14 protein-coding genes and 3 pseudogenes are annotated in these 16798 nt (G+C 43.0%); 12 read left to right on the forward strand and 5 right to left on the reverse strand.

Annotation, left to right across the window (positions count from 1 at the left end):
- Positions 1 to 60: 60 nt before the first annotated feature.
- Entirely contained in the window at positions 61 to 234 is a 174-nt protein-coding gene (locus tag BDD26_RS19595; protein WP_170140439.1) for a hypothetical protein, read from the forward strand.
- A 30-nt stretch (positions 235 to 264) separates the two neighbouring features.
- Here BDD26_RS19595 and BDD26_RS13775 read toward each other — a convergent pair whose 3' ends face one another.
- On the reverse strand, positions 265 to 1269 hold the full coding sequence (locus BDD26_RS13775) for an IS110 family RNA-guided transposase (protein ID WP_115826841.1): 1005 nt from the start codon (positions 1267 to 1269) through the stop codon (positions 265 to 267).
- A 69-nt stretch (positions 1270 to 1338) separates the two neighbouring features.
- Between BDD26_RS13775 and BDD26_RS13780 the strand changes: the two are divergent.
- Positions 1339 to 1674: pseudogene (locus tag BDD26_RS13780) on the forward strand (IS1 family transposase); the annotation flags it as partial.
- 142 nt (positions 1675 to 1816) lie between these two features.
- On the opposite strand, the gene BDD26_RS13785 reads toward BDD26_RS13780, so the two are convergent.
- Positions 1817 to 3352 carry a peptide MFS transporter gene (locus tag BDD26_RS13785; RefSeq protein ID WP_115826842.1) on the reverse strand — a complete coding sequence of 512 codons (1536 nt, stop codon included), beginning with the start codon at positions 3350 to 3352 and terminating at the stop codon, positions 1817 to 1819.
- Positions 3353 to 3809: 457 nt separating this feature from the next.
- On the opposite strand from BDD26_RS13785, the pseudogene BDD26_RS13790 reads away from it, so the two are divergent.
- Together BDD26_RS13790 and BDD26_RS13795 are read left to right on the forward strand one after the other, a co-directional pair.
- Positions 3810 to 4185: pseudogene (locus BDD26_RS13790) on the forward strand (transposase); the annotation flags it as partial.
- A 3-nt stretch (positions 4186 to 4188) separates the two neighbouring features.
- A complete protein-coding gene (locus tag BDD26_RS13795) occupies positions 4189 to 4758 on the forward strand; it encodes an IS110 family RNA-guided transposase (RefSeq protein ID WP_115826843.1) in 570 nt (189 codons plus the stop codon).
- A 360-nt stretch (positions 4759 to 5118) separates the two neighbouring features.
- Here BDD26_RS13795 and BDD26_RS20860 read toward each other — a convergent pair.
- From BDD26_RS20860 to BDD26_RS19390, 3 genes and pseudogenes are all read right to left on the reverse strand, one after another.
- Positions 5119 to 5452, reverse strand: a pseudogene (locus tag BDD26_RS20860) (IS3 family transposase); the annotation flags it as partial.
- A gap of 135 nt (positions 5453 to 5587) precedes the next feature.
- Positions 5588 to 6370: a sulfite exporter TauE/SafE family protein gene (locus tag BDD26_RS13805; RefSeq protein WP_115826844.1), complete on the reverse strand. Its 783-nt coding sequence runs from the start codon at positions 6368 to 6370 to the stop codon at positions 5588 to 5590.
- A 14-nt stretch (positions 6371 to 6384) separates the two neighbouring features.
- On the reverse strand, positions 6385 to 6642 hold the full coding sequence (locus BDD26_RS19390; protein ID WP_147299019.1) for an FIG domain-containing protein: 258 nt from the start codon (positions 6640 to 6642) through the stop codon (positions 6385 to 6387).
- Positions 6643 to 7114: 472 nt separating this feature from the next.
- Between BDD26_RS19390 and cysD the strand changes: the two genes are divergently transcribed.
- The 8 genes from cysD to BDD26_RS13850 all read left to right on the forward strand — a co-directional run bounded on the left by cysD (position 7115) and on the right by BDD26_RS13850 (position 16771).
- A complete protein-coding gene (cysD, locus tag BDD26_RS13815; RefSeq protein WP_280524541.1) occupies positions 7115 to 8485 on the forward strand; it encodes a sulfate adenylyltransferase subunit CysD in 1371 nt (456 codons plus the stop codon).
- Positions 8486 to 8532: 47 nt separating this feature from the next.
- On the forward strand, positions 8533 to 10413 hold the full coding sequence (cysN, locus tag BDD26_RS13820) for a sulfate adenylyltransferase subunit CysN (protein ID WP_425330444.1): 1881 nt from the start codon (positions 8533 to 8535) through the stop codon (positions 10411 to 10413).
- A gap of 160 nt (positions 10414 to 10573) precedes the next feature.
- On the forward strand, positions 10574 to 11263 hold the full coding sequence (locus BDD26_RS13825) for a hypothetical protein (RefSeq protein ID WP_115826848.1): 690 nt from the start codon (positions 10574 to 10576) through the stop codon (positions 11261 to 11263).
- 58 nt (positions 11264 to 11321) lie between these two features.
- On the forward strand, positions 11322 to 11795 hold the full coding sequence (locus BDD26_RS13830) for a helix-turn-helix domain-containing protein (protein ID WP_051502334.1): 474 nt from the start codon (positions 11322 to 11324) through the stop codon (positions 11793 to 11795).
- Positions 11789 to 12325, forward strand: a complete 537-nt coding sequence (locus BDD26_RS13835) for an IS630 family transposase (RefSeq protein ID WP_084766466.1) — start codon at positions 11789 to 11791, stop codon at positions 12323 to 12325. Before BDD26_RS13830 ends, BDD26_RS13835 begins: the two co-directional genes overlap by 7 nt.
- A 126-nt stretch (positions 12326 to 12451) precedes the next feature.
- Entirely contained in the window at positions 12452 to 13669 is a 1218-nt protein-coding gene (locus BDD26_RS13840) for an iron-containing redox enzyme family protein (protein ID WP_115826849.1), read from the forward strand.
- Positions 13670 to 13677: 8 nt separating this feature from the next.
- Positions 13678 to 15522, forward strand: coding sequence for a carbamoyltransferase family protein (locus tag BDD26_RS13845; protein WP_115826850.1), 1845 nt, complete (start codon positions 13678 to 13680; stop codon positions 15520 to 15522).
- 139 nt (positions 15523 to 15661) lie between these two features.
- Positions 15662 to 16771 carry an SGNH/GDSL hydrolase family protein gene (locus BDD26_RS13850; RefSeq protein WP_115826851.1) on the forward strand — a complete coding sequence of 370 codons (1110 nt, stop codon included), beginning with the start codon at positions 15662 to 15664 and terminating at the stop codon, positions 16769 to 16771.
- Positions 16772 to 16798 lie beyond the last annotated feature (27 nt).

Here is a 16798-nt window from a genome sequence, read left to right on the forward strand (position 1 = left end):
CGCTTTTGCAACACTCATTTTGATGTATGATGGGCTTGCTTAAATCTATCCGGCGTCTCTATGAGTATGGATACCCGCGCCACGATGAGTTCCGCACCTGATGAACCTAAAAATCAACTCGGCTTCAGTGAGCCATTTTTTCTTTCAGGGTATTCATCAGGCCGATTGGCCATTCATGTCATCAATAATCAGCCTTCGCAAAACCAGATGGGTAACATGTATTTCACTGTTTAATCATCAATTTATTGAGTCAGTCAGCATTTATCAGGCCTGATATTCATTTTGCCGAGTGGTGATTGCCCAAACTATTCGTGCCAGCTTGTTAGCCAGTGCACAGGCAACCACGTTCGAATGTTTTCTGCTGAGTTGTTCCTGAACCCACTCGGCAAGCCTGCCCTTTTGATGCTCGAGCCGCATCATGAACGCGCGGGCACACTGAACCAGCAATCGACGTAAATTTTTGTTGCCTCGCTTGCTGATGCCCAGCAGGGTAGGCTTTCCTCCCGTACTGTATTGTCGGGGCACCAGTCCCATTGAAGCAGCAAAATCTCTGCTGCATGAAAATTGTTTGCCATCACCGAGCTGAGATGAGAGTAAGCGGGCCGTAATTGGTCCCACACCCGGAATTGTCATTATACGTTGAGCTGTCTCGTCAGATTTAATGGACTGGTTTAATTCTGATTCCAGCGCCGTTATTTGCTCAACGAGATAAAGATAATGGGCATGTAATTTCATCAGCAAACGGCTCAGATAACCGGGAATGTCATGTTCAGCCAGCACCAGAGATAACCGTTTAATGACCGCTTCACCTTTTGGCAGGCTGATACCAAACTCCAGCAAAAAGGCATGCATCTGGTTAGTGGTTTTGACTCTGTCTCTGACGAGTGATTCTCTGACACGATGCAGTGCTCTCATCGCCTGTTGAGTCTCTGTTCTCGGCTGGACAAAACGCATGGAGGGTCGTGAAGCCGCCTCGCATATCGCCTCTGCATCAACACAATCGTTTTTGTTACTTTTGACAAAAGGACGAACAAATTGCGGAGATATCAGCTTTGCCTCATGACCTAAATCAGCAACCCGGCGAGCCATAAAGTGTGCGTCAGCACACGCTTCCATCACGACGGTAGCGAATGAACTCCCGGCTAAAAATTCCATTAATTTTGTGCGGGTGAATTTTTTACGCAAAATTGCCTTACCGAATTTGTCCTGACAGTGGATGTGGAAAGAATGCTTGCCGAGATCGATACCAATAAGTGTAACGTTTCGCATGATGGACTCTCCAGAAAGAAAATACCCTATAAGAGTAGGACTCATGGGTGGGGGAGACCATCTCATTATCAACGCTGGCTCTGGTATGCCTGGGAACCCCGTCTGAAACGAATAGGGGCGCAGGTTTTTGGGGAGCGCAGCCGGAAAACATTAGACAAACTGCTTACCCTTTTATCGCCCTTTCATACTCGGTTTTATTGTACGGATGATTATGCGGTGTATGACAGCCTCCCGGAAGAAGAACACCTGACCGAGAAGACATTCACCCAACGTTTAGAGAGAAACAATTTAACCCATCGAACCCGGATAAAAAGACTGAATCGAAAAACGACAGGGTATTCTAAATCGGAGGAAATGCACGATAAAGTGATTGGTACTTTCATTGAGCGTGAGAACTATTTTTAATAAGAGATCTGACTATTTAATACATAACCTAAAAAAGTCTCTTTTCTGTAAACCAAAAGGTCACGGTGGAAAGTTCAAAAAAGTAAATCAGCACTCATATCCCCCGATTCAAAGGGGATATGAGGGACGGTTTAATCAAAGATTAGGTTACTTGAGGGGTTGCTTTTGCTTCGTGTAAGCTACTCATCAAACGACGGACAGGAACGAGTAAAACAAGCAAAATAACGGCGCAAATAACCAACGACAGTGATACGTTAGCGAATAACTGAGGCAGGTTATCCAATTTATCTGCGCGTACATTTCCACCGATCAAGCCTGCGGCCAGGTTGCCCAATGCGCTGGCACAGAACCACAATCCCATAACCTGTCCCCGCATGCGCGAAGGCGCTAATATTGTCATCGTTGCTAATCCGATTGGGCTAAGGCAAAGTTCACCCAGCGTCAGGAAGAGGACACTGGAAACGATCCAAAGTGGTGAAACGGCGTTACCCGTTTCCAGTACGTTTTGAGCGGCGAACATCATGATGGTAAACCCCCCGGCAGCAAACAGCATACCAATCACAAACTTACTTATACTGTTTGGATTCATATTGCGTTTTGCTAATGCAAACCACAACCCGCTAAAGAGTGGAGCCAGCAGGATGATATACAGTGGATTGATCGACTGGAACCAGACGGCGGGAATTTCATAACCCAGTATTACCCGGTCAGTATAATCATTGGCGAATAAGTTAAATGAGGTTGGTTTTTGTTCGAATGCTGACCAGAATAACGCGGCTGAAACCAGCAGAATGAAGCAGATTAACAAGCGAATTTTTTCATTGTGATTTAATCCAGCAAACAGGAATAAATAGGCAAAATAGAGGATGACACTTGAAGAGATAATATAAACCAGCAGGTTCGCCACCTTGATGGGATTAAAGGGAATAACACCCATTATCACGAGAGCAATAATGACACAGGCCGTTATTGAGATGGCGCTGACATATTTACCTACATGTTTGTGTTGTACCATTGGGCGATCCCAACTGGAATTCAGTCCTGTTTCTCTATCATAACGACGCATTGAAGGCACGGTATAAAAACGGAAAATCAGCAAGGCGAGTAGCATACCCAATCCACCGACGCCAAAGCCCCAGTGCCAGCTATAGTTTTTCACCAACCAGCCCGTGATTAAGGCCGCGATTAACGATCCCAAATTGATGCCCATATAAAACAGGGAAAATCCCCCATCACGACGGGGATCGTCTTTTTTATACAGTGTCCCTACCATAACGGTGATACAGGTTTTGAACAGGCCAGTGCCGAGTGTAATGAGCAACAACCCAATAAAGAACAGATGCTTGCTCCAAATTGCAGAGAGGGCAATGGAGAGATGGCCCAGGGCAATAATGATTGAACCATACCAAACAGCAAGGCGCTGTCCTAACCAGTTGTCTGCCAGCCAGCCACCGGGTAATGACGTCAGGTAAATACTGCCGGCAAAAATTCCGACAATGGCGGAGGCCTGTTCACGGGGGATCCCCATACCTCCGTCGAAGATGGCGGCAGACATGAATAAAATGAGCAGGGGACGGATACCATAAAACGAAAACCGTTCCCACATTTCTGTCATAAAAAGGGCGCTGAGTGGATAAGGGTGTCCAAAAAAGGTTCTGCTATTGATTGAAGATTGCATCTAATAATTCTTCCTAAAAGTCCATATTCATGATAGTGATATTTTACAAGTTAAAATGAAAAGGCCACTTTATAAATATGTTATTTTGTTAACATATTTTTATAAAATTGGTTACTTAATTATTGGTGTATTTTTAATATTTTCTATTTCTATCTTTCATTTTCTTGAGCAATAGCACACCAGCAGCGTGAACGAAGGCTCAGAGAGTTCAGTGTGCCAAAAGGGATTCTGAGCCGGAACCGTCGAAAGTTTTGTCAATCCCTGTCCGCTTTTTGGTTTTGATGGAGATAACCGGTGGGCTGGAAGCGTAAGCGTCTCACTATCCTGAATGCCATGGTCAAAAAGAACGAAGAATGGAATGAGGCGTACCATAAAATTACCTCATAAGTTATCGTCCAAGACAGTTGCTAAGGTTATCATTGACAAGAAATTGATTATAAAGCACAAACTGCAAACTTTACCCGTTCATTTTGAACTGTCAGGGGGGCAAACCCACGATATTAAGCATGCGGAAAGTCTGGTGAATCATTCTCCGGCATCCGGTTTTGTGATTGCAGACAAAGGCTATGATAGTGAAGCCTTCAGAGAGATCGTCAAACAAAAAGGGGCGACACCGGTCATTCCTTATCGAAAAAACAGCTTAAAATCAGACAAGCGTATAGACAACTGGTTATATCGTTACCGACATTGAGTGGAAAATGCCTTTGCCAGAATCAAACATTTTCGTGCTATAGCAACGAGATACGATAAGATACGATAAATTAGAACGAAACTATGCCAGCATATTAGCACTGGCGTTTATCCTTGTCTGGCTACCCATGTGGGTTGATTGATTTATGAACACAAAACATCAACACGCCCTAAAAAAAGGTCTCCTTGAGTTTATCGAGGACGGTGAGTCAACAATAACCTCTATCCTGAGAAAGCTGGGCATGATGTATCTTGAACAATTATCCTGTTTACAGACATGGATCGGTGAGCTTAACGCAATGATTGACAGGTATGTTAAAGAAAACGATGCCTGCCAACGGTTAGCCGCCATTCCCGGTATTGGGCCGGTGATCGCCACAGCCATTGTCAGTCGTGTTGGAAATCCTGGTTTGTTCAAAAATGGCCGACATTTTGCTGCCTGGCTAGGGTTAACTCCCAGACAATATTCCAGTGGTGGAAAAACCAGACTCGCAGGAATAACGAAACGGGGTGATGGCTATATACGTAAGCTGTTGGTTCAGGGAGCCAAAGCAGTGATCTACCATATAAACCTAAGGCATAATAACTATGGTGAGTGGATAAAACAGCTGATGCAGCGCCGACCGGTCAATATTGTGGCTATCGCGCTGGCAAATAAGATCGCCAGAATATCGTGGGTGATATTAACGGGTGAAGAAAAATTCAGGATGACGTAATAATCACAGAGTAACGGAGTCGTTTTTAGCTTTATTGATCTTGCTAATTGCGCGGGAAAAGTGAGATGGGAGATTGGTCAAACCGACACCTGTAAAACCTGATATATCCAACGACCAAGAATAGATAAAGGTTTAAAGGCCGATAAGGAGCAGGTGGGCATATATCCATCATGGCTCAGCAGGAAATAGTCTGCAAATACAGAAGCCGAATGTACGAACGCAGTTATGACCTTCCCCCCCACCCCCCCGACGAGCTTATCTTGCACATACGCGGGAGTTCATGTACGGATATAGAGCTGCAATCTACCTTCCCTTCAATGTCACAATAACTTCTGTCTTGCAAACGGGATGCGTTCATATAGTGACCATAGACGCAATAGTCCGGGCTCCCGCAGAGCCATGGCTTTCCTGAAAAGCTTCGCGAATTAAGCTCCTTAGTCGAACACGTTCGGGATCTGGCGATTTTTATCGAGTTCGCCAGGCCTGATAACTGCTGCGATGTATGATGCCGAAGAGTTGGCAAAGCAGAACGACGGGGTAATGCACTCTGAATCTTTCAATTAACGCAAATTGTTCAGGGAGTCCGAGATCAAGAGTGCCGTAGTCTTTTTTATAATTTCATTTTCCATTTCAAGGTGTTGCAGTTTTTTAATTCACGGATTTCAAGCTGCTCCGGCGTGATTGGCGTTGCCTTTCAGGATATCATCTTCCTAAACCTATGTGTTATAGCGGGGTAAAGATGCCATCGCAAATCTGGCATAAGTTCTCTGTAATACATCAGTTTAGTAACGATACCGAATCGCCACCATGTCACCGTCAGGCTAAACACCTACGACACCACAATCTTCCAAGCAGATGCTATTAGTACCAACGATAGTAAATACTGAATCTTTCTGCCAGAAAATTTACCCGCAAGCATGCTACCAATAAGCACAGAAGGAATGGAACCAACCAGCAAACTAGCCAACATCCCCCCATCAACTTTGCCTGCCAAAAGATACCCAATCCCCGCCACCATAGCTAGAGGGATAGCATGTACAATATCGGTGGCAACCAGACGATGCGGTACCATTCGTAATGGATAGAGATACAATAACATCACACTACCAAGAGCCCCTGCACCCACCGAGGTAAGTGCAACACATAGCCCCAATAACGCTCCCGCAATTACCGTAAACGCGGGTTGTGTTGCCTTAAAACGCACAGGTTTGCCGATACGACGATTCCGGGCAATGGATGTCAGCCTGGGTGCCAGCAGCAAGCCGACAGCCGTAATCAGTACCACAAAACTAATTGCCTCTGTTAACCAATCGATTCTGGCAATATGCACACCATGATTAACAAGCAGCACAACCAATAGTGCTACAGGCAAACTACCACACCAAAGCCGCTTAACTACTGTCCAGTCCACATTTCCGGCGGTTTGATGCACCCTCGCTCCGATAATCTTAGTAATTGAGGCAAACCACAGATCGGTCGCAATGGCCGTCGTCGGCGATACACCAAAAAATAATAATAGGATCGGGGTCATCAGTGCCCCACCGCCAACACCAGTCAAGCCGATAAATAATCCAGTCAGCGCACCAGCAAATGTGTAAGAAAAATTAATCATGTAGAATCAGCACCTTATTGCGAGTAGCAATAAAAAAATGGGTCCAGGATAGCTTGCTTACCGTAATGTACGGAGTTACCCACCAGATCGAGCACAGCCTGAGCAGAGGCGGTGGACGACTCACAAATCGGAGACTGTCGTGGATAAATACCTATGGTTCCCTCAGCTATCAGACAAAATTTCAATGAACTTCCTGTCTGTACGAGCCGTACATGACTTAATCGGTTAATGAAGTCACTGGTCGCGGTATTGAGATGGTTTTTGCTTGCCACGCCCCTGAAAATTTTAATGTCATGGGCAAGACGCATAAAAATCGGTTCCGAAAGCCCTCCCCTGTACACGATAAGTCCCTAAACCTTCCCCCAATACAGACGCCCTGGGTAGTGATGCGATGTAAGGTCTGCAGCCATCAATGGACTTTGACCTTTTTGCCGTCAATAAACTTTGATCTTTTTTGAGTTGGAGAAATTTATGGTTACCTTCATACACCTTCATGATCTCTTTACCTACATCGCTAGCAATGGTGATTAAGCGAGGAATCAAGTCTGCAAAATTCATTTATTTCACAATGTGTTTAATATTTACATGCTTACATGCTTACATGTTTACATTAATTTACTTTAACCATAAAATAACACAAGTCACATAGAGATAACAAAAATGGAACACATCAAGACAAAAGAAAACCCCTTCTGGCGAGATGGTAGTCAGAAAGTCTGGGATACCGACCTAACTTATGAATATATGCAACAATCTGGTCAGGTAGACAGAAAAAAAACAGCAGAGCAGCGACTCAAATGTACAAATATTCTGCCAGTGGTGCTAAGTGTAGAAAGCCTGCGCGACGAGCAGGATCGCCAACCCACTCGGCTGGTACTAGAGTGGGCCATCAAACAGGCTCGAAAACGACGCGACAGGGTATTGTTTATCCAATTGAACTTACTACCAGATGGTAAACCCTATCTGCATGCTAATGATGCGCGTGGTGAAAAATTTTCGATCCCTATAGAGACTGTTAGCCCTGACACCATCCGGCAGGCATTGGTAGCACTACAGCAACATATTGGAAAAGCGATCGCTGTTTTTCCCCATGCAAAACTTGTGCATCATACACGCCATCTGGGAGAGCTCGACCAAATCACAACCTGCCCGCAGGCTTACCAACCCGTATTAACACCTCCTGCAGTACTGGTAACCCCGAACCGGCGCAGTATATTCCCTTCGGCACATCTGAAACGTTTGGAAACAGAAAGTATCGACATCATTAGAGAAGCCTTAGCTGAAGCACAGAATCCAGCTATGTTGTACTCTCTGGGTAAAGATAGCAGCGTGATGTTGCACCTAGCGAAAAAAGCGTTCTATCCTTCCATACCTCCGTTTTCACTGCTGCATGTCGACACACGTTGGAAATTTCAGGAAATGTACCAATTCCGGGATCTAGTAGCATATGAAAGTGGTATGGAGCTACTGGTTTACATCAATCCGGAAGCTATCGAAAAAAATATCAACCCATTCGATCATGGATCTGCCCTGCATACCGACATAACTAAAACCGAAGGGTTAAAGCAGGCACTTGATCATTACAAATTTGATGTTGTTTTTGGTGGCGCCCGGCGAGATGAGGAGAAATCTAGGGCCAAAGAGCGAGTCTTTTCTTTCCGCACTGCCGCCCATCGCTGGGATCCCAAAAACCAGCGTCCCGAGCTCTGGAATCTGTACAACACACGCAAGAAATCAGATGAAAGCATCAGAGTGTTTCCATTATCTAACTGGACAGAACTGGATATCTGGCAATATATCTATCAGGAAAATATCCCGGTCATTCCTCTCTATTATGCCAAGCCACGCCCGGTAGTTATACGGCGAGAAATGATCATGCTGGTAGATGACGATCGTTGCCGCTTGCTACCAGGAGAAGAGATTCAAATACGCAAAGTCAGATTTCGCACACTGGGATGCTATCCCCTTACAGGTGCAATCGAATCTGACGCAGAAACCATTGAAGATATTTTGCTGGAGCTGATTCAAGCACGCCAATCCGAGCGACAAGGTCGCAAGATTGATACCGATAGATCCGGCTCTATGGAGAAGAAAAAACAGGAAGGGTACTTCTGATGGTACACCAAAAAAAAATAACCAGTCCGACTAACCAGCCTACCCCACTGGAATTTATCTCTATCAACAACTGGCTTGAGCAACAAGCTGATATGGATTTGTTGCGCTTTATCACATGCGGCAGCGTAGATGATGGTAAAAGTACCCTGATTGGCAGGTTATTATGGGATTCACAGCAAATTTTCGAGGATCAGTTGGCGGTATTAAAAACTGACTCCAAGCGCCATGGTACCCAGGGGGAGCAAGTCGATCTCGCGCTGCTAGTGGATGGCTTGGCGGCAGAGCGCGAACAAGGTATTACCATCGATGTAGCCTACCGTTTTTTTTCCACTGCACGACGAAAATTCATTGTGGCTGACACTCCAGGCCATGAACAGTATACCCGTAATATGGTTACTGGTGTTTCTACTGCCGATTTGGCGGTGATTCTGATCGATGCACGTCTGGGGATCCTTATGCAAACACGGCGACACGCCTATCTTGTGTCACTGATGGGTATCCATCATATCGTACTTGCTATCAATAAAATGGATCTGGTGGATTTTGACGCTAAAGTTAGTCAGAGCATCGAAGCGGAATTTAATCACCTCACACAGACACTGAATTTCAAAAGTGTAACCCCAATTCCAATATCGGCTCTAACCGGCGATAATATCACCAGCCGTTCGTCTCATATGCCGTGGTACCTCGGTCCAACCTTAATGGAGTTGCTGGAAACTATTGATGTTACCCGTCCCACAGACCACCGTTTCGTATTCCCGGTACAATGGGTTAACCGACCGTCTTCAGATTTTCGAGGTTTTAGCGGCACAATAGCCAGCGGTCATGTCGCCGTCGGGGATCCTGTACGTATTACCACATCGGGGCAAATAGCCCATATAAAACGTCTGGTCACATTTGATGGCGATCTGTCAGATGCACACAGTGGAGATGCCGTCACACTGGTGTTGGACAAAGAAGTGGATGCTTCACGTGGCGATATCATTGCTGCTGCCAATAAACCATTAGAAATGAGCGACCAGTTTGAAGCAACGTTGATCTGGATGCAAGAAGAGGCTGGTCTTACGGGGAGTAACTATGAAATAAAGCTTGCCAACCAATGGGCGAGAGCTGCCATTACCAGTATCAAATACGGCATCAATATTAATACACTGGCTCATGAGTCTTACCGCCAGTTGGGGATCAATGATATAGCCGTATGTGATATTGCGCTACATCGCCCACTGGTACTGGATGCCTATGAACAATCCCCCACTCTGGGCGGCTTTATTCTGGTGGATCGCTTTACTCAGGCGACTGTGGCCGCTGGGCTTATTCACCATAATCTGCGACGAGCACAAAATGTCCATCGGCAAGCGCTTAGCATTAGCCGTGAGAATCGTGAACAACTTCATGGTCACAGAGGTAAAGTGATCTGGTTTACTGGCCTGCCCGGCTCAGGTAAATCAACTTTGGCCAATACATTGGAACAGGAATTATACAATCAGGGCAAATGTACTTATGTTCTTGATGGTGACAATATCCGCCAAGGTATTAATAAAGATCTCGGTTTTACCGATGCTGATAGGGTTGAAAATATCCGCCGCGTAGCAGAAGTGGCCAGATTGATGATGGATGCCGGGCTGATTGTAATGACTGCTTTTATTAGTCCATTTAGGGCTGAGCGCGAAATGGCAAGGCAACTGATTGGTGAAGAAAACTTTATTGAAGTGTATGTCAATACACCATTAGAAATTTGTGAGCAGCGCGACCCTAAGGGCTTATATAAAAAAGCAAGATATGGTCAAGTGCCGAATATGACGGGGATTAATAGTCCCTATGAAGTGCCGTTGAAGGCTGAAATAACGATTCAATACACTGACATGACCGATAAACAGGCTATTGCAAACATTCTTCAAAAAATTCAAGAAACTTCATTTAATTACTAGGCATCATCTGTAACTAGAATATGCAGATTCCCTAGCAATGATCTTTTTAAGATAAGAAATCATCAAATGAAGATCATTATATTTGGTTCTATCGCATTAAGTGGGTAATTAGGTATTTAATAATGTCATTATTGTTAATAATGTTAACAACGGGAGGGCTATGCTTATAGATTCATTCGTAAAATTGTATAAGATACTCAGCGAAACTGAAGATAACGGACTGAAAGTATTACTTTCAGAGACGCTAATGTACAAGATCGACTTGCTTAACACGTTAGAACCAACGTTGATACCTAATAGCAAAGATACTACTGATACGATACAGTGTCTTGAACATACTCTAAATAAAGCATTTTCAGTTTTAAAACGCGATCAAGAATTCTCTTATGAAGGCTTTGAGGATTTCGATACTTTAGACAAAATTTCGGCCAGTTATGCCGTTAGCTGTTCATTTGATGCAAGGGTATCACATCATTCCTCATCCTGTGATTATTTCATTCTTTTCGAGTTACTTAGATGCTTAGAAAAACAAAATAGAAAAGCAAATATATCACCTGAGCTCATTAATGAGGCTATAGAAGATATAGCCCATTTTGATGAGAATTTTGCCATGCCAACGATAAGACTGGCAATTTCTAACCTTAAAACGTCAATTCAGAAAGATGCTATTATTCTTGCTGATTTGATTTTATTGTTTTTTAATGGCATAGAACATTTGAGGGAAGCTATTAAGTCATCAAATGATGTATCCTCTGCTGCAAATATTGCTGAAAATGGAAATTCAATAGAAGAAAAAATAAGGAATATAATTGCTTACAAAGTGATAAACCTCTTTAAGTTAATCAGATAAATTATCTGCATTACTGTTACAATCGATAACACGATAACCTGATTCTCTGCCTGTTCTTATGAAATCGAAGATAATACTTTCTGAGCCTGAACGAATCACATTGCAACAACTTGCTTTGAATCATCCACATCGGGACATTCGTACGCGAGGAACGGGTTTGCTCATGCTTGCCAGAGGGATCAAGCCGTCCCAGATCACCGCTGAAATCGGATGCAGTCTCCGGGTTATCTATAATTGGGTTCACATGTGGCACAATTCAGGGATAGCGGGATTATTAGGTGGTCATGCCGGAGGCCGGTATCTCGCCATGACGCCTGACATGATTGCCACTGCGGTCGAAGCGGCCAGCGCAGAGTCCCTGACACTCGCCCGGATAGCTCAGTGCGTTGAGGCAAAGCATGGTGCCCTGCCTTGTACGCTTGAAACGCTGGCAAATACCCTGAAAAAGCAGGGGCTCACCTATAAACGAACCCGACTGTCGCTTAAAAAAAGCGTAACGAAACGGAGTTTGCTAAAAAATCCGCCTTGCTGAATAAAATTAAGGCTGGAGCACAGTTAGGCCATTACCGTCTGCTCTATTTCGATGAGGCGGGTTTTGCCGCGTCTCCTCCGGTGCAATATGGATGGAGTCCACGGGGTAAGCCCCATAAAACTGAGCCTCGAGAGCATGACAGACGGTCAGTTCTGGGGGCGTTAAATTACACGGATAACACGCTGTTTTACCAGACAACGTCAGGCAGTATCACGCGCGATGACGTGATTGATTTTTTAGAGCAGGTCGCCAAACAAGGGGACAACCGCCTGACATTTTTAGTGTTGGATAATGCGCGTATCCATCACGGGATCGAAGAACAAATCAGAAATGGCTGGTTACGAGAACACAACATGTTTTTATTCTATCTTCCCGCTTACAGCCCAGAGCTGAATTTGATTGAGATCGTCTGGAAACAGGCCAAATACCATTGGCGACGTTTTATCACTTGGACTCAGAATACAATGGAGCATGAATTAAATACTTTATTGAAAGGTTATGGCGACCAATTTGCAATTAACTTTTCTTGAGTACTTAAAAAAGAAAATGGCTCCTTTTATTTAAAGTATGCAGTAGCCAAATTAAGCGATATAAAATATCATCTGAGGGATAATTTAAGAAAGCTAAACTTAAAGAACCGCAATCATACATTAACGATGGAGAAAATCGTTGTAGGTAAAAGTTCAATGGCCTATGGTTATCATAATAAAAAAATGATCAATCGCTGTCCCTTAGATGAATTGATGAAAAAAGATCCGCAAAAATTTGTTTTCCATTTGAAGAATTCATCTTGGTTTAAAGGTGAAAACGCAAATAAAATGCCTTTTTTCAGTAAATTAACATCTTTTGAAGGCCCAATGTATAAAGTTTTCACTAAAAATGAATTGCTCCTGATAAAAAAATGGGCGATTAGTGAAAGAGGAAAGGATAATGATCTTGAAGATATTATAATAAATTCTTTTCCTGTAATGGATATTCTTCCACATTCCCATGAATATGATGATGAAAAAGACATAAGGAAATTTTTCCATCAATTGATGACTTGTGATGATCATTACTATCTTGACTGGAAATGCGAAAAGTTTGTAAACGACTGGCTTTATAAGACCAGAAAAAAAATCAATAAAATTCCATTTAAAAACTACGAAGAAACATTATTGGATGAGTGGTTTTTAGAGAGAGCAAAAATGCAAATCGAAGACTATTCGCAGGGGCGTATGGTTTTCAATAAATCAAGAGAGGATGTCATTAGTGAGGCCCTTCATTTAGCGCCAATGGTTTTGCTGGATGGTGCTTGGATTAACCACTATAGTCATCACAATCTCATTAATGACGATATTGGCAAGATATTGTTTGAAATTTACGCGGATGAAATCGGTAATGGCTACATTGAAAAAAATCATCCACTTATTTATCGAAACCTGATCTCTGAGATGGGTATCGAATTGCCCGATATTGCCAGTGCCGCATTTTCAGAGTCTGAACATTTTGATGATGACGATTTTCAGGTGCCAGTGTTCTGGTTGTCAATTTCCCGCTTTCCGAAAAGATTTCTACCGGAAACCCTTGGCCTCAATCTGGCAATGGAATTATCTGGTGTTGGTGGTGCTTATAACCAAGCACGCGACGAATTAAAACAATATGGCTTTAACACGTTATTTGTTGATCTTCATAATTCCATCGATAATGCAGCATCGGGACATTCAGCAGATGCGCTGAATGCGATTAAAATTTACATGAATAAGCACGCCAATAAAAGCAATCCAAAATTAACACGACTTCTTTGGGAAAGAGTATGGACAGGATATTTATCCTTGTCCCCCCCCAAAAAAACATTATCATTCTTTTTAATTTCAAATAATTATGATATTTAGGATGGAATATGGATAACAATCAAGAAAAATTCTCTATCGGATTGTCATGTTACTATCATGATAGTGCGGTAGCATTAATGAAAGGTGATCGTATTATTTCCGCTTTACAGGAGGAACGTTTTTCAAGAATAAAACAAGATAAACGTTTCCCTGGATTAGCGTTGCAACGCATTCTTGTTGATAATGGCATTAAATTAAATCACATTGATAAAATATTCTATTATGAGAATCCTGAAAAAAAGTTCTCTCGAATTATAGAAACATACTCTTGCTTTGGACTCAAAGGCGTTTCTTCATTCAATGAGGAAATTCCTCTGTGGTTTACTGAAAAAAAAGATATTAAGAAAAAACTACAACAGGAGCTAGCGACGCGTTATCCCAACGAGGACATTCCAGTTATAGAATATATTGATCACCACCATTCGCATGCGGCTTCAGCATTTTATCCTAGCCCTTTTCAATCCGCTGCCGTACTTTGCATTGACGGTGTCGGAGAATGGGCCACCACATCAGCCTGGCAGGGTAATGGACAAACATTAAAAAAAATTTGGGAGATTAAATTCCCCCACTCTCTGGGCCTTCTTTATTCCGCTTTTACTTGGTATTGCGGTTTTAAGGTAGACTCTGGCGAATATAAATTAATGGGATTAGCCCCCTATGGTACCCCAATTTATGTCGACATAATTAAAAATAAAATAATAAAGATAAATAACGATGGTAGTTTTATCTTAAATATGAAGTATTTTGACTATCCAGTTGGTAACTGCATGGTGTCAGAAAGTTTTGGTGAATTGTTTGGTCATGCGCCAAGAAAAGCGGAATCAATCCTCAGCCAGCATTATTTAGATATGGCAGCTTCCATACAAGCCATCACCGAAGAAGTGGTGATAAAAATCGCCTGCCATCTGCGAACCATTACTGGTGAAAAGAATCTCTGCATGGCAGGAGGGGTAGCACTGAATTGTGTGGCGAACGGGAAAATCGCAAAAGAAAAAATATTCGACAATATCTGGATTCAACCAGCGGCGGGAGATTCCGGAGGTGCAATCGGAGCGTTGTATGCCGGTATGGCTATGAACAAAGAGCTCCAGCGCCAACAATATGGCGTCGATCTGATGGCTGGCGCCTATTTGGGTACCGCCTATAAAAATACGCATATCAAGGAATATCTGGACAGCATAGATGCGGTTTACCATGAATATCCTTGGGAGCAAGTATTAGAGCGTACGGTGAGCAAAATCTTAGACGGCAATGTCATCGGTTGGTTCCAGGACCGTATGGAATTTGGCCCACGAGCGCTTGGCAACCGTTCAATCATTGGTGATCCACGTAATTCCACGATGCAGAGCGTGATGAATCTAAAGATCAAAAATCGTGAGTCTTTCCGTCCATTTGCACCAATTGTAATGGCGGAATACGCTCACGAATGGTTTGATATTCACCAAGAAGATGAATACATGCTTTTTGTTACCAATGTTGCCAAAGATAAGCTAATTCCTTACCAAGACGACAACTTTCATGGGATAGAGAAATTACAGGTTTTACGCTCACAGATACCTGCAGTAACACATGTAGACAACTCTGCTAGGGTTCAGGTGCTGTACAAAAAAAACAACTCCAAGTTCCATGATCTCTTGGCACAGTTTTACCACCAAAGTGGCTGTCCGGTGTTAATTAATACCTCATTTAATGTACGCGGCGAACCGATTGTCGAGTCACCTCATGATGCTTATAAATGTTTTATGCGCACCAAAATGGACATACTGATTATGGGTAATATTGTCTGCATCAAGTCGGAGCAACCACCGTTGCCTGATGATGAAGATTGGCAAAATATCTACACTCTGGACTAAATGATGAATATTTCACTTAAAATTTATTATTTTTTTATTTTGTTACCAACAGGCTTTGTCAAAAACAAATTCAAAGACCCGATGAGTTTAAAGTTCGAAGATAAAAACAGTTTTTATCATTTTGAGCCAGGAGAATCGAATGAGAAATAAGTTAAGCCACGATGAAGCCGTGAATGAAGTCTATCGTTTAACACCGCAAATCCGCGATTACGATGAATTTATGTATCTAGGCGTAAGGTGGTTGCCATATACGATGTTTTTCCATCAGACCAACTTTAAATCAAAGGCGATCAATACCGATAGCCTCGGTTTCCGTTACACAAAATATAAAGATGGCTATATCTCGATGGATTCGATTCCATCAGATGTCCCAATCAACATTATTGTCGGTGGTTCAACCACTCTAGGTACTGGCACTACCGGCGATGAATACACCATTGCCTCTGGGTTGTCGAAGTTAACCGGCGAACCATGGATAAACTTTGGTGGCAGGGGCTATAACTCAACGCAAGAAGTAATTTTATTTTTGATGCACCAACATCGGTTCAACCAGATTAACCACGTGGTTGTGTTCAGTGGTATGAATACCCTAACTTTGGAAGGAATCCCCGATGAGCTGGCGACTGAGCACGGCCGCTATTATTATTCATATGAATACCAATATTATATGGGACAATATAATAATGATCTAAAAAGGAGAAAGAACAGCTACGCTTCGGAGCTGGATAAGCGTAATGCTAACCCGATGAAAAAGCTTTATAACAAAATTATGAACGTCTCAGATAGCTTTAACCCAGCAGACGTTATAATTACTGATGATGCCACTGATACCACGCAACGCCTGATCAGAACGGCTGGAGTGATTGGGCAGGCACTTAGCCAATGGAAATCGTTGCTGGCTCCATACAACGCCAAACTGTCCTTTTTTCTCCAGCCTATGTCTTACTGGTCAAAGAGCCAACTTACTACGACGGAGGAAGAAATTTTTTGGGCTATCGATCAGTGCCCAAATAATTTTTGGCGGCTGTTTTCACGTATTTTGGCTAAGGAAAATCACCCAATTCTAGTCAATGAATTACACACGAGACTGACTCAAGCAGAAGTTAATTTTTTTGATATGAACGCCCTAATGGGTGATTCTCCTTTGATCAACGAAAGCATCTATGTCGATCGCGTACACTTTAATGACGCAGGTTATTTCGAGATGGCCAGATTAATCAATAAATATATTGGAGAAAATCATGAATAAAAAAAGAAAAGGTTTTCTTAGCTTTCT

The sequence above is a fragment of the Xenorhabdus cabanillasii genome (genome assembly GCF_003386665.1).
GTDB lineage: Bacteria > Pseudomonadota > Gammaproteobacteria > Enterobacterales > Enterobacteriaceae > Xenorhabdus > Xenorhabdus cabanillasii.